Raw genomic sequence first — 19,645 nt, 5'->3', positions numbered from 1 at the left:
CTCAGTGCCCTCCCGAGCGTCGGCTGCGCCGCGATGACAAGCGGTCGATAAACAGATTCACGCCGATGGTCAGCGAGCCGATCGCCAACGCAGGAATCACGATGGCTGGCGCGCCCTGATTGAGGCCGCCGATGTTTTCGCGCACCAGCGAACCAAGGTCGGCATCCGGCGGTTGAACGCCCAGACCGAGAAAGCTCATGCCGCTGAGCAACAGCACAATGAAGCCGAAGCGCAGGCCCAGATCCGTCAGCACCGGGTTGAGCATGTTCGGCAGAATTTCACGGCAGGCAATGTAGAGGCGACCTTCGCCGCGGGTGCGCGCGACCTGGACGTACTCCAGCGCTTCGATGTTCACCGCCATGCTGCGGGCGATGCGAAACGCGCCCGGCGTGTAGCTCAGCACGGCCGTACAGACCAGCAGCACTTCGGAGGAGCCGAACGCAGAGACCATGATCAACGCAAGCATCTTGCTCGGAATCGAGATGAACGCATCCATCAGACGGCTGATGATTTCGTCCAGCCATTTGGGTGCAACCACCGACAGCAGCGCACACATGGTGCCGATACCGCTGGCGAGCACGGCGGAGATCAACGCCAGACCGACCGTGAAGCGTGCGCCAATCAGCACGCGGCTGAGCATGTCGCGGCCCAGATAATCGGTGCCGAACGGAAAGGCCGCGCTTATGTTTTCGAAGACGTTATCGGACACAACCTCGCCCACAGGATGTGGCGCGAGCCATGGCCCGAACAGCGCGATCATGAGCCAGAAGAAGCAGACCGACGCGCCCACCAGACCCAGCCAGGCGATCTTGCGAGGCGCACGCGCTTGAACGGCGGGCGTAGATGTCTCAATGATCGGATTCATTGGTTTCTCAGCCTCGGGTTGGAAAGAATTGCACACAGGTCGGCCAACAGCACCAACCCAAGGTAAGCCGCGCAGAACAGCATGGTGCAGCCCTGGACCAGCGCCATGTCGCGGTTGGTCACCGCATCGACCATCAGGCTGGCAATGCCCGGGTAGTTGAAGATTGTCTCGACAATGACCACACCGCCCAGCAGATAGGAAAGACTCAACGCAACGGCGTTGACGATAGGCCCGATGGCGTTGGGCAAGGCATGTCGAAGCACGATACGCACAGGGCTCACGCCCTTGAGCCGGGCCATTTCCACGTAGGGGCTGTCGAGCTGATCGATGACGGCGGCGCGAGTCATGCGCGCCATCTGCGCGACGATCACGCAGCACAGCGTCATGACCGGCAACGCATAAGTGCGGATGAATTGCAGGGGCGTACTGGCGTCACCGCCGTAGGACAGCGCCGACAGCCAGCCCAGTTTTACGGCGAAGATCAGCACCGCCAGCGTGGCGACCAGAAACTCAGGCACCGCCACCAGCGACAGGGTGACAAAGTTCAGGGCGCTGTCGATACGTCCGCCCCGGCCCATTGCCGCACCGATGCCCAGCATCAGGGCGACCGGTACCGACACCAGCGCAGTGGTCGCGGCCAGCATCAGGGTGTTGGGGAAACGTCCGGCAATCAGATCGGACACCGGCATCGCGTTGGACACCGACTCACCGAAGTTGCCGCCCAGAAGGTTCATCAACCACTGCAGATAACGCACCACACCCGGCTGATCGAGCCCCAGTTTTGTACGCAATGCCGCGACCTGTTCAGGTGTCGCGAACTGCCCCAGAGCTTGTTGCGCCGCATCTCCCGGCAGCACCGCCGTAATGGCGAAGACCACCATGGACACGATCAACAGCGTGACGATCGCAGCGCCGAAGCGCTGCAGGATCAACCCGAGTGTGTTGCTATTCATCTGCATCCTCCCGCTCGATTCACAGCCGCTTTCACGCGTCCAGCCAGACCTGCTCACTGAACATGTAGCCCATGAAACCGCCCAGCGGATTGCTGGAATAGCCCTGGATACGCTTGTCCACGCCGTCGATGTTGCTGATGAACACCGGAATGCCGATGCCACAGTTCTGGCTGACCAGAGTCTGCATGTCGCCATACATTTTGGCGCGCTTGTCGTCGTCGGTTTCACCACGGGCGAGCATCAACAACTGGTCGAACTGATCGTTCTTCCAGCCCGATTCGTTCCAGGGTGCAGAGGACTGGAAGAACTGCGAGAAGATCACGTCGGCGTTGGGGCGCGGGTTGATATTGCCGAAGCTCAGCGGGTGCTTCATCCAGTGGTTGGACCAGTAACCATCACTCGGCAAGCGGTTGACGTTGAGCGTCAGCCCGGCCTGTTTCGCCGATTGCTGCAGCAGCACGGCGATATCGACCGATCCAGTGGCAGCAGGTGAGGCGGCCACGGCCATGGTGATCTTTTCCATGCCGGCTTTCTTGAGCAGGAACTTTGCCTTCTCGGGATCATAGGCGCGTTGCGGCAGGTCAGCGTTGAAGTAGCGCGAACCGGGCGCAATCGGATGGTCGTTACCGACCCGGGCATAGCCACGGAACACTGCTGATTTGACCTGTTCACGGTCCAGCAGGTACTTCATGGCCTCAGTGAATTCAGGGCTCTTGCCCGGCATCTGGTCCTGACGAATGATCAGGTCGGTGTAGTTGCCGGACGGCGCATCGACCACGCGGTGTTTGGCGCTGGCGGCGATACGACTGGTAGAACGCGGATTGACCTCGTTGATCATGTGTACGTCGCCGGACAGCAGCGCGTTGACCCGCGATGGCTCGTCGGCAATGGCGATGAATTCGATCTCGTCCAGGTACGGCAGGCCCGGTTTCCAGTAGTTGGGGTTACGCACGCTGACCGAACGAACGCCAGGGTTGAACTCCTTGACTTTGAACGGACCGGTGCCGATGCCCTTGCTGAAATCGGTGGTGCCTTCGGGCACGATCAGCAGGTGGGAAACGGCGAGAATCGATGGCAACTCGGCGTTCGGCGAGCTGAGGGTGATCTGTACTTCCAATGGGCCGGTGGCCTTGATCTCGGAGAACTGCGCCATCAGCGGCATCACTTTCGAGCCGGTGGCCGGATCTTTATGGCGCGACAGCGAGAACACCACGTCGCCTGCGGTCAGCGACTTGCCGTCGTGGAAGGTCACGTCCTTGCGCAGGGTGATGGTCCAGACGGTCGCGTCCTTGTTGTCGATCTTCTCGGCCAGCTCCATGTGCGGAACCAGGTGGCTGTCGAAACGGGTCAGGCCGTTATAGAACATGTAGTGACGCACGTAGTCGGTGGACAGTGCGCCCTTTGCAGGATCGAGCGTGTCGGCTGTAGAGCTGGACATGCCCGCCACACGAATGCGACCGCCCGGCTTGCCTTTGACAGGCGCGGTGTCGTCATCGGCGAAGACCTTTCCGGCGGCGCCGAACAGGCTGGTGGAGCCTGCCGCAACAACCCCGGCAACGCCCAGCATACGCAACGCATCACGACGCGAAAGGCCGCGATTGAGCCCCTCGAAAACGCGCAGGCTGTCTTCGCCTGTGATCAGCGGGGAATCGTTTTTCTTGTCAGCCATATCAGTTCTACCTGTCGAAAAAGGGAAATTCCGAGTTGCTCACGGTTGACCGGAGCGTCCTTCAAACACACACGACGACGGTGAAACAAAACACTCAGTGACGGCTGTCCTGATAGCGGTAATAAGCGCCGACCAGAGGCAGAAACCACGGTTTGCCAAAGTGCCCGGGAATGGCCGGCCAGTTCAGATCTTTCCAGGGATTGGCCTGCGCCTTGCCCTCCATGACGTCGGCCATGACGCGGCCCATGTGCACCGACATCTGCACGCCATGACCGCTGTAGCCCATCGAGTAAAAGACGCCGTCGTGCTCGCCCGCACGCGGCAAACGATCGGACGTCATGTCCACCAGACCGCCCCAGCAGTAATCGATCTTCACGTGCGCCAACTGCGGAAACATCTGAATCATGGCCGCCTGCAGCACCTTGCCGCTCTTGGCATCGGAGCTGCTGTTGGACATGGCGAAGCGGGCGCGTCCGCCGAACAGCAGACGGTTATCCGGGGTGAGGCGGAAATAGTTGCCGATCAAGCGACTGGTCACGTACGCACGCTGGTTGGGAAACAACTGATCGATCAAGGCTTGCGGCAGCACCTCGGTGGCGATCACAAAACTGCCGACCGGCACGATGCGGCGACGGTACCAGCCCAGTCCGCCGTGCTGACAGGCACCTGTCGCCAGAAACACCTGCTTCGCCTGAATCGATCCTTTCGAGGTGTTGACCACAAAGCCGTTGCGGTTGGCCTTCCAGTCTCTGACCGTTGTGTCCTGATAAATCCGTGCGCCGTGACGCACGGCCGCATCGGCCAGACCCAGGCCAAAGCGACCCACATGGATCTGCACGCCATTACGCTGCAGGAGTCCACCGTGAAACTCGTCCGAGCCGATTTCGGAGCGGATGTCCTGCGCCGACAGCAGCTCGACATCGGCATCGACCTCACGACGGATCAGTTCGCAGGTGCGTGCCAACCCTTCGTAATGGCCCGGCTTGGCGGCCAGCTTCAATTTGCCGTTGCGCTTGATGTCACAGGCAATGTTTTCCTGCTCGATCACGCTGACGACACTTTGTACTGCACTTTCGTACGCCTTGTAGAATTCGCGGGCCTGAGCTGCACCCAGTGTCGCGCTCAACGACGCGTAATCCTGCGCGACACCCGTGTTGCACTGCCCGCCGTTGCGGCCGGACGCTTCGCCGATCACCCGGCCCGCATCCACCACCACGACGCTGGCACCTTTCAAGGCCAATGCACGCGCTGCCGAGAGCCCGGTGAAACCGCCACCGACCACCACCACGTCAGCCTGCCCCTCCACCGCGCCAGCCTGCGCGCCGGTAAAGTCTGGAGCCGTATCGAGCCAGTAGGACTCACTGCGCATCTTGTTCCCCTTGTCACTCATGGAAGAGCACCTTGAAAAATGCCGTGTCGCGGATCGTTCTGCTTACAGACCGACCAGACCCGCCAGACCGCCGATGTCTGGAATCTGGTGATATTCGAACGAGCTGTGGGCAGGCTGTTCGTGACCGCGAGCCACAAAGGCCTTGTTCTTGATCTTCATATCGTTGGCCGAGAACAGGTCGTAGCGGAAGCTGGAGGACACGTGCAACACGTCTTCCGGACCGCAGCCGAGGTTGTCGAGCATGAATTCGAACGCTGCCAGGCGTGGTTTGTAGACCTTGGCCTGATCAGCCGTGAAGACCTTGTAGAAAGGTGCGCCGAGCTTTTCGACGTTGGACATGATCTGGCTGTCGCTGGCATTGGAAAAGATCACCAGCGGAATCTTGTCGGCGATCTTCGACAGACCGGCCGGCACATCGGCGTGCGGACCCCAGGTCGGAACGGCGTCGTAATAGAGCTGGCCTTCGCCGCGGTATTCGACGTTCCAGCGCTTGCAGACACGCGACAGGGACACTTTCAGGATCTCGTCGTAAGGCATCCAGTCACCCATGACCTGATCCAGGCGATACGCCGAGAAATCCTTCACGAACTGATCCATCTGCTCGGCCGGAACACGGTCAGCGAAAAGTTCGCGCGTCATGGTGCCCATGTGAAAGTTGGTCAACGTGCCGTAGCAGTCGAACGTAATGAATTTTGGTCGAAGAAAGCTCATTGTGTGCGGTCCTGAAAGTTCGTTGGGGTCATGGCGTGACGAGCAGTTCCGGCCCTGATGCAAGGGACCGCGTTGCACGTTGCAGCACACCCTCATTACAACACCGTGAAATCAGCAGATGGCGTTAAAAGTGCTGGCTGCTTGATAGAAAGCACCGTTTTGAGGTGCGCGCTCAGCAGACTTTGCGGGGCGCTCCAGCCTTGGGCAAACCCCGGTTTTTGGTGCTTTTTTGACCCTTTTCAGGGCGCTCCGGCTCAAACACGCGGCTTTGCACCGCAGAAACTGCGCCTTTGCATCCCTGGTGGCGCAGCACAATGTACTGCGTACGGAACGAGCCGATTCGCGCAGCTATATAAGGCAGGAATGCGCTGGAAAACCTCAAGCATTTGCTGCCGGAGTTTCAGCCGTTTTAAGCAGTAAGTGTGGTCAGGCGATCTGCCAATCGTGAAATCTACCGAATGTTCAAACCCCTCTTGTCACCCCGTCGCGCAGGTGGGATACAGCAATCCTGCCGTATCCTTTTTATCGCCTGTGCATCCTTCTGGATGGGAGACACACCATGCTCGCCCAGCAACGCCTCGACCTTGAATACCGCCCGATGACTGCCGCCGATGTGGCCAACGCTCACGAGTTGTCCATCGCCCTGAAATGGCCGCACCGCCTTGAAGACTGGGCCATGCTGCAACGCGTTGCCGAGGGCTTCGTCGCGCTGCACAACGGCCGACTGATCGGTAGCGCCTTCGCCTGCCATCAGGGTGAGTTTTCCACCATCGGTCTGGTGATTGTCAGCGACGATTATCAAGGCAAGGGCATCGGTCGCAAGCTGATGGAAATGGCCGTCGGCAGCGTCGCTCCCCGTACAGCAGTGCTCAACGCCACCCTTGAAGGCGCGCCGCTCTACGCAAAGATGGGCTTCGTCAGCTTTGGTGAAGTTCAACAGCGTCAAGGCCAGGCCCAACTGCCCGCGCCGACCGCTCTGAAAGCTGGAGAACACTTCCGCGTCCTGACCGGGACCGACCATGCTCGTGTTCTTGAACTCGCCAATGCGGGCACTGGCATGGATCGCTCGAAGGTGTTGAGCGATGTGCTCGATAACCTCGAACATGCAGTAGGCATCCAGCGCGACAGCCAATTGAAGGCCTTCGCCCTGATGCGTCCGTTCGGTCGCGGCCTGTGCATCGGACCGGTGGTTGCCGAGGACGTGGATCAGGCCAGACATATGATCGAACAGTTACTGGCCAAGGTGCCTTACGCCTTCGTACGCATCGACATCCCCTCCAATGGCGGCCTGGTGGACTGGCTGGAAGAAGCCGGCCTCAAACGCGTCGATGCCGTGACTTGCATGAGCATGGGCGCGGTGCCACAGCCCAGCCAGGGCGTGCGCCAGTTTGCGTTGATTACCCAGGCGATTGGTTGAGCGCAGCATTGCGCGACGACGTAGCGCTGCCGCACAGCAAACGCCGGACTGTGGGAGGCGGCTTGCCGGCGATGAAACGATGACGCGATGTTCCTGAAGTACCGCGTCGCTCATCACGGGCAAGCCACCCTCCCTCGTCCGCGAACAGTCCACACACCATTCTCGAGACCGGAACCATGCCTCAACCCACCGTACTTCTGCTGGCCCGCGCCGATCACAGCCCTGTCGATACCGAATTCACACCGGGGCCTCTCGACGCCAGCGACCCCTTCGCCAACGAACGCCGTACAGCCTTCATGGATGAGGCAGGCATCGCCGCCGGTGTCGTTCATTCCAGTACTTCAGTGTCGGTCGGCGCTTATCCCTACACCGAAATGCTGGTTGTGCATCGTGGTGCCGTCACACTCAATTCAGGCGCCGACACCATTACGATCAGCACCGGCGAGAGCGCCGTCATCGGCCAGGGCACGCAGGTACGGATCGAAGCACAACACGACAGCGTCTGGGCATTCTGCGCGGCCACACAGGCTACCGGACCGGACAAGCCTGGCGTCACGCACCTGGATCGTCTCGCGATGCTCACACCGTCATCTCCACCGGATCCGGCAATCATGATCAGCGCGCTGCCGCAGTGCCGCAGCAACAACATCTTCGAAGACACCGCCAGCACCCTGCGCATCGGTGTCTGGGATTCCACGCCTTACGAGCGCATCTCGCGTCCGCACAGAATCCACGAACTGATGAACCTCATCGAAGGCAGCGTGACACTGGGCATCGAGGGCGGTGAAGCGGTCGTGGTGAAAACCGGCGATACCGTCTTCGTCGCACAAGGTGCGCCGTGCAAGTGGACCAGCACAGGGTATGTCCGCAAGTTCTATGCGGTGACGTGATTCCCAAGTCGCGCCCTTCAACAATGAAGGGCGCAGCTAACGTTAAGGATTGAGCAAAGCCCACAAGAGCGACTTCATGCTCAATGAGCGAAAGGGTCAGCCTTTCAGCCCCAGCACATAAAACCGGCTGTCCACCGCCATGAGCGGAAAGCTTTCAGGCAGGTTTTCCCTGGCTAACTCGCTGAACCCGTGCTTTTCATAGAACCGGTGTGCGGCGAGGAATTTGTCGGTGGTGCCGAGGAATATTTCGCTGACGCCCTTAATCCTGGCGTCTTGGATCAGCCTGTCCAACAGCCTGGCGGCCACCGAGAATTCACGTCCGCGAAACGGCGCGGCGACGAACATCTTTCGCAGCGCCGCCTGCCCTGCACCAATGTCCTTGAGCCCGATGGTTCCGATGACCTGCCCACAGTGCGTGGCGACCCAGAAATCTCCGGTGCCACTCTGATAGAAATCGGGAATGCTCTTGAGATCCGGCTGGTCCTCGGCAGTGATGGCGATACCGAACTCTTCGCGCTGAATGGGCAGGATCACATCAACCACGCCCTGCTGGTGATGCGGCTCGAAACGTTGAATCAGGATGTCGGTCGGGGTCAAAACACAGCTCCTTTTCATGATATGCAACACCCAGGCAGTATCCCGGACAAGCAAACGCCCCGACAAGTCGAGGCGTTTGCTTGAGCATTTCCGAGCGCCGCGCTGAGGCGCGGCGTCGAGAATGTTTAATTACAACTTCGGACCGGCAGCCTTGATGGCGTCGCTCACGTCGAACTTCTTGAAGTTCTCCACGAACAGGCCAGCCAGCGCCTTGGCGGCTTCGTCGTAGGCAGCCTTGTCAGCCCAGGTGTTGCGCGGGTTGAGCAGGTTGGTGTCTACGCCCGGAACCGACTTCGGTACGTCAAGGTTGATGGTGTCCAGGTGCTCGGTTTCGGCACCGATCAGCGCGCCGCTCTGGATCGCTGCAATCACGCCACGGGTGGTCGGGATGTTGAAGCGCTTGCCAACGCCGTAGCCGCCGCCGGTCCAGCCGGTGTTGACCAGATAGACCTTGGAGCCGAAACCGCGGATGCGCTTGATCAGCAGCTCTGCGTATTCGCCAGCCGGACGCGGGAAGAAAGGTGCGCCGAAGCAGGTGGAGAAGGTGGACTTGATGCCCGACCCCGAACCCATTTCAGTCGAACCAACCAGTGCGGTGTAGCCCGACAGGAAGTGGTAGGCGGCCTGTTCTTCGCTGAGGATCGACACAGGCGGCAGTACGCCAGTCAGGTCGCAGGTCAGGAAGATCACGGCGTTTGGCTCGCCACCGAGGTTTTTCGGCGCGCGCTTTTCGATCAGTTCGCGCGGGTAGGCCGCACGGCTGTTCTGGGTCAGGCTGCTGTCGGCGTAGTCGGCTTTCTTGTTGGCGTCGAGGACGACGTTTTCAAGAACAGCGCCGTGCTGGATGGCTTTCCAGATGACAGGCTCGTTCTTCTCGGACAGGTCGATGCACTTGGCATAGCAACCGCCTTCGATGTTGAACACCACGCCTTCGCCCCAGCCGTGCTCGTCGTCACCGATCAGGTAACGGCTTTCGTCAGCCGACAGGGTGGTCTTGCCGGTGCCGGACAGACCGAAGAACAGGGTCACGTCGCCGTCTTCGCCCATGTTGGCCGCGCAGTGCATCGGCAGCACATCGGAGGCTGGCAGCAGGAAGTTCTGCACGGAGAACATCGCTTTCTTCATTTCGCCGGCATAACGCATGCCTGCGATCAGCACCTTGCGGGCTGCGAAGTTGATGATGACAGTACCGTCGGAGTTGGTGCCGTCGCGCTCAGGGTCGCAGACGAACCAGGGGGCGTTCTGGATTTCCCACTCGTCCTTGCCAGCCGGGTTGTACTGTTCAGGGTTGATGAACAGGCAACGACCGAACAGGTTGTGCCAGGCCGTCTCTGTGGTCATCTTGACGGGCAGGTAGTGCGCAGGATCGGAACCTACATGAACGTGGGAAACGAAGCGCTCGCGTTCGGCCAGGTAAGCACCTACACGATTCCACAGAGCGTCGAATTTCTCGGCCGGGAACTTGCGGTTGATCGGGCCCCAGGCGATAGCGTCCTGAGTGCTCGGCTCTTCAACGATGAAACGATCGACCGGCGAGCGGCCAGTACGATGGCCTGTCTGCACAACCAGTGCGCCAGTGTCGGAAAGTTCGCCTTCGTTGCGGGCAAGGGCTTCCTTGACCAGTTCGTCGGTGCTCAGATCGGTGTACACAGCGGTGTTGGTTTGCGTCATGAGGTTCCCCGTCGGCCAGTGGCCGAGTGCTCCAAACGGTTTTGTAGTAAAAAAACTACCACTACTACAGCGTAAAAGTGGGCCGGATTATGCCAGAAAAGCTCAGGAATGGTAGAACCCTCCTGTCAGAACTGGATTACAGGGCCCACGTCGTATTCTGGAGGCTGTTTGCGGTCCGGTTAATGACGCGTGTCAGATGGCGAATCGACACCGCCGCCAGCGAACAGCTGGGCCACGTCAGTGGCATCGAACAGATAGCGCTCGTTGCAGAACTGGCAGTCGATCTCGATGGTGCCGTTGTGCTCCTGCACCAGTTGCTGCGCATCCTCAAGCCCAAGGCTGACCAACGCGTTGGCCGAACGCTCGCGCGAGCAGCTGCAGCGGAAGCAGATAGGCTGGATGTCGAACAGCCGCAGCGGGTCTTCGTGGTACAGGCGATGCAGGATGGTCGCGTTGTCCAGGCTCAGCATTTCTTCGGCAGTCAGGGTGCTGGCCAACGTAATGACGTGTTCCCAACTGGCGTCCCGCTCTTCAGGGTCGGGAATCTGCGCCACCGGCAACTGTTGCAGCAGCAGGCCGCGAGCGCGATGGCCGTCAGCCTTGAGCCAGAAGCGTGTACCCAGCTGCTCCGACATCACGAAGTAGCTGGAAAGGCTCTCGGAGAGATCGACACCGTCCAGGGCAACAATGCCCTGATAACGCTTGCCCTTGCGGGGGTCGATGGTGAGTGTCAGCGAACCATCAGGCATCAGGTCCTGCAGCCCGGCGTCCGGCGTGATCAAGGCCTCGTCGTAGCGGGCAATGCCGCGCAGTTCGCGCTCGCTCGAGCACTCGACCATCAGCAACGGAACCGCGCCACTGGACCTTGCCTGCAGAATCAGCAGACCGTCGAACTTGAGCGTGCCTACCAACAAGGCAGCGGCGGCCATCAGCTCGCCAAGCAGTTCTGCGACCGGCTCGGGGTACGGATGTTTGGCGAGGACTTCGGCATAGCTGCGTTCGAGGGCGACCAGTTCTCCGCGAACGTCGCTTTCGTCAAAGATAAAGCGCTGGGTGAAATCGATGTCCGGGGTATCGTTCATAAAAGAAGGTATCTGAGGTGGGTATCTGTGAGGGCAGTCGACGTGAATGCGCCGGGCAAAGCGCGATGAAACGCTCTGCATCGTGCCGTTTGGCCGCCATTTTAGGAGCTATCCGGTAGTCTTCCAAGCCGCACGGCATTTCAGGCCGGCCACGCAGGTGTTCAGCGGCAGGACTCAAACGTCGCGCTGGACACCACGGAAATCGAAAATCTGACGGCGCTGCTTCTTGGTCGGTCGCCCCTCAGTCGTGACGCCCAGATTGCCCGCCTTGCGTTGCGCGGCCGCATGCTCGCGCCGTGTAATGCTTTCCGGTGTTTCGCGGTAAAGTGTCTGCGCTTCGGGAGCGCCACGACGCACAACGGACAGTGCTTCGACCACGACGGTGCGCTCATCGAAACCCATGCGAATCTGAAACTCGTCGCCCACACGGGGCTCCTTGCCGGGCTTGCAGCGTTCGCCGCGACAGTGCACCTTGCCACTTTCGATGGCGGCCTTGGCCAAGGCGCGGGTCTTGAAAAAACGCGCTGCCCACAGCCATTTGTCCAAACGAACCTTGTCGTCTTCTTCTGGCTTTTGTGCCATATGAATTCCTCATCCTTATAACAGTCAGAACGTTTACCAGGCGTTTTGCAATCAGTGACGGCCCTCAGGCGTTCGCTCATGCAAGACCTCATATCGACACGAACATGAAGTAACCGATCCTTGCCTGTCAAAAACAACCTGCTTCAATTTCACAGCCTTTACCCCGTAGGGAGTGCGACGTGACCGACTTTCCAGCTTCATTGACCGCCCCCAGGAAGGGGTGCGAAGGTTGTACAAACAGTCCGGAACTGAATTTTTCGTTCGACTATGCCTATCAGCCCATTGTAGATCTGCGCGACCGCTCCATCTTTGCTCATGAGGCACTGGTGCGTGGCCCCAACGGCGAAGGCGCGCATTCGGTGCTCAGCCAGGTCACGGACCAGAACCGCTATCGCTTCGATCAGGCATGCCGGACCACCGCCATCGCCGGTGCCGCGCGACTGGGCATGAACGAACGACTTTCCATCAACTTTCTGCCCAATGCCGTGTACCGTCCCGAGCTGTGCATCCGCAGCACACTGGAAGCGGCCAAGGCACATAATTTCCCCATTGAGCACCTGATTTTCGAGACAATCGAAACCGAGCATGTGGATGATCGCGGCCACTTGAGCAATATTCTGCGCGAGTACCGTGAGTTCGGATTCATGACCGCCATCGACGATTTCGGCGCTGGCCATTCCGGCCTGTCCCTGCTGGCTGATTTTCAACCCGACCTGATAAAACTCGACATGAATCTGATCCGCGATATCCACCGCGATCGCGCGCGTCAGGCTATTGTTCGTGGGGTTGTCACAATGTGTTCGGAGTTAGGGATTAAAGTCATCGCCGAGGGAATAGAAAGTGTAGAGGAGCGGGACTTCCTCGCGGATTGCGGCATTTTCCTGATGCAGGGTTACTGGTTCGCCAAACCTGCGTTTAAAGCCCTGGCGCGGATCAGCCCCGACGCCTGGCAGAAGTCTTGATACATACGGAATCGCATTGAAAACATTCGATCATCTGACAGTCATCGGCCTGCGCGAGTGGGTGGCGCTTCCCGATTTGGGGGTGGCGGGCCTTCGGGCAAAAATCGATACCGGCGCCAGTACATCGAGCCTGCATGCGACTGAAATAGAACCTTTCGAACGCGATGGCCAGAAATGGGTTCGTTTCAACGCGCATCTGGGCACCGTGGTTCAGTTGCGGCATCGTCGCTGCGAGGCACTGCTGGTTGCCATGAAAACCATCAAAAGCTCCAACGGCCAGGCACAGGTGCGTTACGTCATTCGCACCACGCTGGCCCTGGGTGATCGCATCTGGCCAGTGGAATTTACCCTGGCATGCCGCAAGTCGATGCGTTATCGACTGCTGCTGGGCTCCAACGCCTTGATCGACGGCCAGCTGGTCGTCAATCCGGGCATTACTTATGTACAAGACAAGCCGGTGTTCCCGGCCTCTACTTCCTCAGGTGCTGCATGAAGATCGCTGTGCTTTCGCGTAACCCGCGTCTGTATTCCACCCGTCGTCTGGTCGAAGCTGGTATTGAGCGTGGCCACGAGATGGTGGTGATCGATACCCTGCGCGCCTATATGAACATCGCCAGTCATAAGCCGCAGATCCATTATCGCGGCAAACCACTGGAGGGCTTCGATGCGGTGATTCCGCGCATCGGTGCCTCAGTGACGTTCTATGGCTGCGCGGTGTTGCGCCAGTTTGAAATGATGGGTGTGTTTCCGCTCAATGAATCCGTGGCCATTGCCCGCTCACGGGACAAGCTGCGCTCTCTGCAACTGCTCTCGCGTCGCGGGATCGGCCTGCCGGTCACCGGTTTTGCCCACTCCCCGGATGACATTCCCGACCTGATCCAGATGGTCAACGGCGCTCCACTGGTGATCAAGGTGCTGGAAGGTACTCAGGGGATCGGTGTTGTGCTGTGTGAAACCGCGACCGCTGCCGAGTCGGTGATCGAGGCGTTCATGGGCCTCAAGCAGGACATCATGGTTCAGGAGTACATCAAGGAAGCGGGTGGCGCGGACATTCGCTGCTTCGTGGTCGGTGACAAGGTCATCGCCTCCATGAAGCGCCAGGCCAAGCCGGGTGAGTTCCGATCCAATCTGCACCGTGGCGGCAGCGCCAGCCTGATCAAGATCACTCCGGAAGAACGCATGACAGCCCTGCGTGCTGCCAAGGTCATGGGCCTGAGCGTGGCGGGTGTGGATATCCTGCGTTCCAATCACGGCCCGCTGGTGATGGAAGTGAACTCGTCGCCGGGCCTTGAAGGTATCGAGGTGACGACCAGCAAGGACGTCGCGGGGATGATCATCGAGTACCTGGAGAAGAACAGCGGCCCGCACATGACGCGTACCAAAGGGAAAGGCTAGGCAATACGATCGTGCCAATGCATCGCTTTGGCACGATCAACATGGCGCTTTAAACTGCATCCCTCGGCAACATCAGTCCCAACGGCAGACGCACCCGCGCTTCCAGACCGCCTCCCGAACGATTCCTCAACTCCACATTACCGCCATGCATGGCAGCGATGCGCTTGACGATGGCCAGTCCAAGCCCAGTGCCTTTGCCGCTGCGCGCGCGGTCACCGCGTATGAAGGGATTGAAGATGGTGTCCAGCTCAGATGGGTCGATACCGGCACCACGGTCCAGAACGCTCAGCACGACGTAGGGCGCATTCCGGTCACCCGATACATAGGCTGCCACTTCAATGCCATTGCCCGCATGGTGCCGGGCATTGCCGATCAGGTTGGTTAGCAGTCGCTTCATCGAGACGCGGCGCAGCGGAAACGGGGGAATCGGTTCCAGACACAGGCGGATGGTGTCTTCGGCACTGTTGAACGGCTCGACCACGTCACGCACCAGATCACCCAGGTCGACTTCCTCGATTTCCTCGTCACGACCGTCGCGAATGAAGGCCAGGAACTGGTCGAGAATCGCGTCCATGTCCTCGATGTCGCGCACCATGCCCTCAGTGAATTCGTTGTCGCTCATCAGTTCCAGCGACAGCCGCAGCCGGGTCAGCGGTGTCCGCAGGTCATGGGAGACACCGGCGAGCATCAGTTCACGCTCCTGCCCCGCCTGCTCGACATCCTCGGCCATCTGATTGAAAGCCCGGTACACCTCGGCCATTTCACTCGGCGTGTCACTGATCGGCAGCCGCACGCTGCGCCCCTGCCCCAGCTGGCGAGCCGCAAAGACCAATCGTTTGAGGGGTTGATTGAGCTGACGCACGAAAATCCAGGCGGACGCCGTGGACAGCAGGCCAATAGCCAGGAACCAGCCCAGCACGCTCCAGATCTTCTGGCCACGCAGCGGATGTGGATACAGCGGCACCTTCAGCCAGCCATCACCCAGACTCGGCGCGCGCACCCAGAGTGCGGGGGGTGCATGCACACGCAAACGCACTTCTGTGTCGGCCCCCAGTTCGGCCTGCATTTGTCGCTGGTAAATCTCACTGTATGGCCAGTGCTGCTCGCCTTCCGGTACTCCGCCGCCCACCACTCGAATCAGACCCGCAGCTTCGGCAATCGCCTCCCGGTCGTTTTCATCAGCCGCCCAGTACGCACGCAGTGTCAGGGCGACACCATGGCTGTACTGCCTGTCGACCAGCACATCCTCGTTCATCAGCAGGTAGACCAGCGTCAGCGCCTTGGAAAACAGCACGACGATGAGCACCAGCCACAGGGTGCGGGAGAAAAAGCTTTGCGGAAACCAGAGCGGTGTCTTCATAACTGCAGCTACACACTTTGCAGGGCGAGCCTGGGCTCGCAAGTTTGCCGGACGCGGGACAGACCCGAGGTACGAACGCAAAAAACCAGCACGTCGATAATCTATGCAAGATTATCGACGTGGCTGGCAGGATCTTCGGTGTTCTGTTCTGACAAACGAGCTGTCAGCGATTTCCGGCACCATCGGGAACGAACACATAGCCTACGCCCCAGACAGTCTGGATATAACGGGGTTTGGAAGGATCCGGTTCGATCAGACGACGCAGACGGGAAATCTGTACGTCGATGGAGCGTTCCAGTGCATCCCATTCCCGGCCACGGGCCAGGTTCATCAACTTGTCACGGGTCAACGGCTCGCGAGCGTGCATGACCAATGCCTTGAGGACAGCGAACTCACCGGTCGTCAGCATGTGCACTTCATCACCGCGCTTTAGCTCGCGGGTTGCCAGGGACAATACATAGTCACCAAAGCTGACCGACTCGTCTTCACTGCCGGGGGCACCGGGCACGGGTGCAGCCTGACGACGCAGAACCGCCTTGACGCGGGCCATCAGCTCGTCCGGGTTGAACGGCTTGGCAAGGTAATCGTCGGCGCCCAGTTCCAGCCCCTTGATACGGCTCAACTCATCGCCCTTGGCGGTGAGCATGATGATCGGCACCTGATTGTTCGCTGCACGCAAACGACGGCAAGCGGAAAGGCCATCTTCCCCAGGCAGCATCAAGTCCAGAACCACAAGATTGAATACCTCGCGGGACAGCAGTCGGTCCATTTGCTCCACGTTCGCCACGGCGCGGGCACGATAGCCCTTGCTGGTGAAGAAACGTTCCAGGAGGCTGCTCAGCCCGGGATCGTCATCGACGATCAGGATTTTTTCGCCTTCAGCATTTTGTGCGGTGCTGCTCATCGGATGCTCCTTTGATCTCGGGGCGCATTATGGCGTAGCTGCGGTGATGCGCACCGTGTGCATTGTTAGCAGATTTTACTGGGGGCCACACTCAAGCGTGCTCAACGGCAGGCAAAAAGGTCGCGCTCGTCGGCCAATCCCCTAATCCGGCGTCGCCGGGTATAATGCGCCGCCCTCAAAGTCAGGCAACACCAGACTTATGGCAGTTCGCCAGTCGTATAAATAAACCTCGACGCGCCAGGCGCTGGCAAGGCAAACCGTAAAAGCCCAGTTTTTTGCTCACAACTCCAGGTGGTCTTATGGACAGCATCAACAGCCGCATCGCCGAAGAACTCGGCGTACGCCCACAACAGGTCGCAGCGGCCGTAGCACTACTGGATGAAGGCTCGACAGTGCCCTTCATTTCCCGCTACCGCAAGGAAGTGACCGGCAGCCTCGATGACACGCAACTGCGTCATCTGGAAGAGCGCCTGCGCTACCTGCGCGAGCTGGACGACCGGCGTGTCAGCATCCTTGCCAGCATCGAAGAGCAGGGCAAACTGACCCCGGAACTGGCCCGCGATATCAAGCTGGCCGACACAAAAACCCGTCTTGAAGATTTGTACCTGCCGTACAAGCAGAAACGCCGCACCAAGGGCCAGATCGCGCTGGAAGCCGGTCTGGGCGAGCTGGCCGACGGCCTGTTCAACGACCCGAGCCTCACACCTGAAGCAGAAGCCGCTCGCTTCGTCGACGCTGAAAAAGGCGTCGCGGACGTAAAGGCTGCGCTGGAAGGTGCCAAATACATTCTGATGGAGCGCTTCGCCGAAGACGCATCCCTGCTCGACAAGCTGCGCAGCTTCCTCAAACAGGAAGCCGTGATCAGCGCGCGCGTTGTACCCGGGAAGGAAGAAGAAGGCGCCAAGTTCCGCGATTATTTCGAACACGACGAGCCGCTCAAGAGCATGCCGTCGCACCGCGCCCTGGCGATTTTCCGTGGCCGCAACGAAGGCTTTCTCAGTTCAGCTCTGAAAGTCGGCGAAGAACTCCCCGGCACCATGCACCCGTGCGAACTGATGATCGGCGAGCGTTTCGGCATCCAGAACCAGAGCCGCCCCGCGGACAAGTGGCTGGCCGAAGTGGTGCGCTGGACCTGGAAGGTCAAGCTCTACAGCCATCTGGAAACCGATCTGCTGGGCGAACTGCGCGACGGTGCCGAGACCGAGGCGATCAATGTGTTCGCGCATAACCTGCACGACCTGCTGCTGGCCGCACCGGCCGGTCAGCGCGCCACGCTGGGCCTTGATCCTGGCCTGCGGACCGGTTGCAAGGTTGCGGTAGTAGACGCCACCGGCAAGCTGCTCGACTACGCCACTGTTTACCCGCACGTCCCCAAGAACCAGTGGGACCAGACCATCGCCGTGCTGGCAGCCTTGTGCGCCAAGCATTCGGTCGATCTGATCGCCATCGGCAACGGCACTGCCAGCCGCGAAACCGACAAACTGGCGGCCGACCTGATCAAGAAATACCCAGGTCTGAAAATGACCAAGGTCATGGTTTCCGAAGCCGGCGCATCCGTTTATTCGGCATCGGAGCTGGCGGCCAAGGAATTCCCGGATCTGGACGTGTCGATTCGTGGCGCAGTGTCCATCGCCCGTCGCCTCCAGGATCCGCTGGCAGAACTGGTGAAGATCGACCCGAAATCCATCGGCGTCGGCCAGTACCAGCATGACGTTTCGCAGTTGAAACTGGCACGCGGTCTGGATGCGGTGGTGGAAGACTGTGTGAACGCTGTGGGTGTGGACGTGAATACCGCGTCCGTCGCTCTGCTGGCGCGTATTTCCGGCCTGAACACGACGCTGGCGCAAAACATCGTTGCTCACCGCGACGAAAACGGCGCGTTCAAAACCCGCGCGGCGCTCAAGAAAGTGGCCCGTCTCGGCGAGAAGACGTTCGAACAGGCCGCAGGCTTCCTGCGCGTCATGAGCGGCGACAACCCGCTGGACTCCTCAGCCGTTCACCCGGAAGCCTACCCGTTGGTGCAGCGCATCGCGGCGGAAACCGACCGTGACATCCGTTCGCTGATCGGCGATGCCAGCTTCCTCAAGCGTCTGGATCCGAAGAAATTCACCGACGAGACCTTCGGTTTACCGACCGTGACCGACATTCTGCAGGAGCTTGAAAAGCCGGGTCGTGACCCGCGCCCCGAGTTCAAAACTGCCGAGTTCCAGGAAGGCGTCGAAGACCTCAAGGACCTGCAACTGGGCATGATCCTCGAAGGCGTGGTCACCAACGTCACCAATTTCGGTGCATTCGTCGACATCGGCGTGCATCAGGACGGCCTGGTGCACATTTCCGCGCTGTCGGAGAAGTTCATCAAGGACCCGCGTGAAGCGGTAAAGGCCGGCGACGTGGTGAAAGTGAAGGTCATGGAAGTCGACATCCCGCGCAAACGCGTCGGCCTGTCGATGCGCATGAGCGACACGCCGGGCGAGAAAATCGATGGTGCCCGTGGTGCACGCCCTGGCTCGTCGCCGCGTCAGCAGAACAATGCACCACGCAAGGAAACCACCACCGCTGCGCCCGCCAACAACGCCATGGCTTCTCTGTTCGCCAACGCCAAGCAGTTGAAGAAGCGCTGATGGATATTCCTGAAGACCTGACCCACAGCGCTTTTTTCAAACTGCTGGGCTGTGAGCTGCGACGTCTGGACGAGGGCGTCGCCGAAGTCGCATTGCCGCTGGAGGCGCACTTGCGCAACCGTGGCAATGTGATGCACGGCGGGGCAATCTTCAGCCTGGTCGATATCAGCATGGGGCTGGCCTGTTCCAGCTCCCACGGTTTTGACCAGCGCAGCGTGACCATCGAATGCAAGATCAACTACGTACGCGGTGTGTCCGAAGGCGAGGTGCTGTGCATCGCCAAGGTGCTGCATGCCGGACGCCGCACGCTGGTTGTGGAGGCAGAGGTCGTTCAGGGCGACAAACTTGTAGCCAAGGCTCAAGGTACTTTCGCAGTCATCTAGACTTCAATGAACACGGAACGAGCGTGATCGTTGAGAACGGAATCTAGCTGTAGGCAACCGATTTGGGTTAATTTCGGCACCATTAGCGTGGTGCCGAGTCCATTTGGTGGTACGACGAAGAGCCGTGATTGCGAACAGGTGTCCAAAGACCCCAACCAGGCGAAAACGCCAGTTCCTTTCTTCACCCTTGTAG

The 19,645-nt window shown here is 59.8% G+C and carries 18 protein-coding genes; 7 read left to right on the top strand and 11 right to left on the bottom strand.

Annotated elements, in window-relative coordinates; translation table 11 throughout:
- Position 1 precedes the first annotated feature (1 nt).
- The 5 genes from KDX39_RS11970 to KDX39_RS11950 form a co-directional block, all read right to left on the bottom strand.
- Positions 2-865 (bottom strand): ABC transporter permease, encoded by an 864-nt coding sequence (locus tag KDX39_RS11970; protein WP_099228823.1) that lies wholly within the window; start codon positions 863-865, stop codon positions 2-4.
- Positions 862-1,818 (bottom strand): ABC transporter permease, encoded by a 957-nt coding sequence (locus tag KDX39_RS11965; protein ID WP_004880541.1) that lies wholly within the window; start codon positions 1,816-1,818, stop codon positions 862-864. The genes KDX39_RS11970 and KDX39_RS11965 overlap by 4 nt, the downstream gene beginning before the upstream one ends.
- Positions 1,819-1,849: 31 nt before the next feature.
- Positions 1,850-3,487, bottom strand: a complete 1,638-nt coding sequence (locus tag KDX39_RS11960; protein WP_184322352.1) for an ABC transporter substrate-binding protein — start codon at positions 3,485-3,487, stop codon at positions 1,850-1,852.
- Positions 3,488-3,581: 94 nt separating this feature from the next.
- Positions 3,582-4,856, bottom strand: coding sequence for an NAD(P)/FAD-dependent oxidoreductase (locus tag KDX39_RS11955; RefSeq protein WP_231660540.1), 1,275 nt, complete (start codon positions 4,854-4,856; stop codon positions 3,582-3,584).
- Between the two features lie 63 nt (positions 4,857-4,919).
- Complete coding sequence (locus KDX39_RS11950) at positions 4,920-5,588, bottom strand: haloacid dehalogenase type II (RefSeq protein WP_099228826.1); 669 nt, start codon at positions 5,586-5,588, stop codon at positions 4,920-4,922.
- Positions 5,589-6,147: 559 nt separating this feature from the next.
- Between KDX39_RS11950 and KDX39_RS11945 the strand changes: the two genes are divergently transcribed.
- Positions 6,148-7,005, top strand: a complete 858-nt coding sequence (locus KDX39_RS11945; RefSeq protein WP_231660492.1) for a GNAT family N-acetyltransferase — start codon at positions 6,148-6,150, stop codon at positions 7,003-7,005.
- 176 nt (positions 7,006-7,181) lie between these two features.
- Positions 7,182-7,895 (top strand): cupin domain-containing protein, encoded by a 714-nt coding sequence (locus KDX39_RS11940; RefSeq protein WP_231660491.1) that lies wholly within the window; start codon positions 7,182-7,184, stop codon positions 7,893-7,895.
- Between the two features lie 96 nt (positions 7,896-7,991).
- Here KDX39_RS11940 and KDX39_RS11935 read toward each other — a convergent pair whose 3' ends face one another.
- The 4 genes from KDX39_RS11935 to KDX39_RS11920 form a co-directional block, all read right to left on the bottom strand.
- Entirely contained in the window at positions 7,992-8,492 is a 501-nt protein-coding gene (locus tag KDX39_RS11935) for a GNAT family N-acetyltransferase (protein ID WP_231660490.1), read from the bottom strand.
- 129 nt (positions 8,493-8,621) lie between these two features.
- Complete coding sequence (locus KDX39_RS11930) at positions 8,622-10,163, bottom strand: phosphoenolpyruvate carboxykinase (RefSeq protein WP_099228829.1); 1,542 nt, start codon at positions 10,161-10,163, stop codon at positions 8,622-8,624.
- A 179-nt stretch (positions 10,164-10,342) separates the two neighbouring features.
- Entirely contained in the window at positions 10,343-11,245 is a 903-nt protein-coding gene (gene hslO, locus KDX39_RS11925; protein ID WP_184322356.1) for an Hsp33 family molecular chaperone HslO, read from the bottom strand.
- Between the two features lie 174 nt (positions 11,246-11,419).
- Positions 11,420-11,827, bottom strand: a complete 408-nt coding sequence (locus KDX39_RS11920) for an RNA-binding S4 domain-containing protein (RefSeq protein WP_004880564.1) — start codon at positions 11,825-11,827, stop codon at positions 11,420-11,422.
- 179 nt (positions 11,828-12,006) lie between these two features.
- Here KDX39_RS11920 and rimA point away from each other — a divergent pair, with 179 nt between their 5' ends.
- Genes rimA through rimK form a run of 3 tightly spaced genes read left to right on the top strand, consistent with a single transcriptional unit; the run spans position 12,007 to position 14,184 of the window.
- Positions 12,007-12,789 carry a S6 modification regulatory phosphodiesterase RimA gene (gene rimA, locus KDX39_RS11915; protein ID WP_231660489.1) on the top strand — a complete coding sequence of 261 codons (783 nt, stop codon included), beginning with the start codon at positions 12,007-12,009 and terminating at the stop codon, positions 12,787-12,789.
- Between the two features lie 16 nt (positions 12,790-12,805).
- Positions 12,806-13,282 carry a retropepsin-like aspartic endopeptidase RimB gene (gene rimB / locus KDX39_RS11910; RefSeq protein ID WP_004880568.1) on the top strand — a complete coding sequence of 159 codons (477 nt, stop codon included), beginning with the start codon at positions 12,806-12,808 and terminating at the stop codon, positions 13,280-13,282.
- Entirely contained in the window at positions 13,279-14,184 is a 906-nt protein-coding gene (gene rimK / locus KDX39_RS11905) for a 30S ribosomal protein S6--L-glutamate ligase (RefSeq protein ID WP_003318100.1), read from the top strand. Before rimB ends, rimK begins: the two co-directional genes overlap by 4 nt.
- A 49-nt stretch (positions 14,185-14,233) precedes the next feature.
- On the opposite strand, the gene KDX39_RS11900 is transcribed toward rimK, so the two are convergent.
- Together KDX39_RS11900 and ompR are read right to left on the bottom strand one after the other, a co-directional pair.
- Positions 14,234-15,544: an ATP-binding protein gene (locus KDX39_RS11900; RefSeq protein WP_099228832.1), complete on the bottom strand. Its 1,311-nt coding sequence runs from the start codon at positions 15,542-15,544 to the stop codon at positions 14,234-14,236.
- A 163-nt stretch (positions 15,545-15,707) separates the two neighbouring features.
- Positions 15,708-16,448 (bottom strand): osmolarity response regulator transcription factor OmpR, encoded by a 741-nt coding sequence (ompR, locus tag KDX39_RS11895; protein WP_004880573.1) that lies wholly within the window; start codon positions 16,446-16,448, stop codon positions 15,708-15,710.
- Between the two features lie 299 nt (positions 16,449-16,747).
- Between ompR and KDX39_RS11890 the strand changes: the two genes are divergently transcribed.
- Both KDX39_RS11890 and KDX39_RS11885 read left to right on the top strand, forming a co-directional pair.
- A complete protein-coding gene (locus tag KDX39_RS11890) occupies positions 16,748-19,069 on the top strand; it encodes a Tex family protein (RefSeq protein WP_231660488.1) in 2,322 nt (773 codons plus the stop codon).
- Positions 19,069-19,452 (top strand): PaaI family thioesterase, encoded by a 384-nt coding sequence (locus tag KDX39_RS11885; protein ID WP_231660487.1) that lies wholly within the window; start codon positions 19,069-19,071, stop codon positions 19,450-19,452. Before KDX39_RS11890 ends, KDX39_RS11885 begins: the two co-directional genes overlap by 1 nt.
- Positions 19,453-19,645 lie beyond the last annotated feature (193 nt).

This window comes from Pseudomonas sp. CDFA 610, from assembly GCF_021147865.1.
Classification (GTDB): domain Bacteria; phylum Pseudomonadota; class Gammaproteobacteria; order Pseudomonadales; family Pseudomonadaceae; genus Aquipseudomonas; species Aquipseudomonas alliivorans.
This window is presented reverse-complemented; position numbering and strand designations above follow the sequence as displayed.

Bases quoted from the DNA above. Each gene is read 5' to 3' on its own strand.
- KDX39_RS11950 (WP_099228826.1), bottom strand. From the start codon at position 5,588: ATGAGCTTTCTTCGACCAAAATTCATTACGTTCGACTGCTACGGCACG.
- KDX39_RS11965 (WP_004880541.1), bottom strand. From the start codon at position 1,818: ATGAATAGCAACACACTCGGGTTGATCCTGCAGCGCTTCGGCGCTGCG.
- rimK (WP_003318100.1), top strand. From the start codon at position 13,279: ATGAAGATCGCTGTGCTTTCGCGTAACCCGCGTCTGTATTCCACCCGT.
- KDX39_RS11930 (WP_099228829.1), bottom strand. From the start codon at position 10,163: ATGACGCAAACCAACACCGCTGTGTACACCGATCTGAGCACCGACGAA.
- KDX39_RS11890 (WP_231660488.1), top strand. From the start codon at position 16,748: ATGGACAGCATCAACAGCCGCATCGCCGAAGAACTCGGCGTACGCCCA.
- KDX39_RS11940 (WP_231660491.1), top strand. From the start codon at position 7,182: ATGCCTCAACCCACCGTACTTCTGCTGGCCCGCGCCGATCACAGCCCT.
- hslO (WP_184322356.1), bottom strand. From the start codon at position 11,245: ATGAACGATACCCCGGACATCGATTTCACCCAGCGCTTTATCTTTGAC.
- ompR (WP_004880573.1), bottom strand. From the start codon at position 16,448: ATGAGCAGCACCGCACAAAATGCTGAAGGCGAAAAAATCCTGATCGTC.
- KDX39_RS11955 (WP_231660540.1), bottom strand. From the start codon at position 4,856: ATGCGCAGTGAGTCCTACTGGCTCGATACGGCTCCAGACTTTACCGGC.
- KDX39_RS11945 (WP_231660492.1), top strand. From the start codon at position 6,148: ATGCTCGCCCAGCAACGCCTCGACCTTGAATACCGCCCGATGACTGCC.
- KDX39_RS11885 (WP_231660487.1), top strand. From the start codon at position 19,069: ATGGATATTCCTGAAGACCTGACCCACAGCGCTTTTTTCAAACTGCTG.
- KDX39_RS11920 (WP_004880564.1), bottom strand. From the start codon at position 11,827: ATGGCACAAAAGCCAGAAGAAGACGACAAGGTTCGTTTGGACAAATGG.
- KDX39_RS11960 (WP_184322352.1), bottom strand. From the start codon at position 3,487: ATGGCTGACAAGAAAAACGATTCCCCGCTGATCACAGGCGAAGACAGC.
- KDX39_RS11970 (WP_099228823.1), bottom strand. From the start codon at position 865: ATGAATCCGATCATTGAGACATCTACGCCCGCCGTTCAAGCGCGTGCG.
- KDX39_RS11900 (WP_099228832.1), bottom strand. From the start codon at position 15,544: ATGAAGACACCGCTCTGGTTTCCGCAAAGCTTTTTCTCCCGCACCCTG.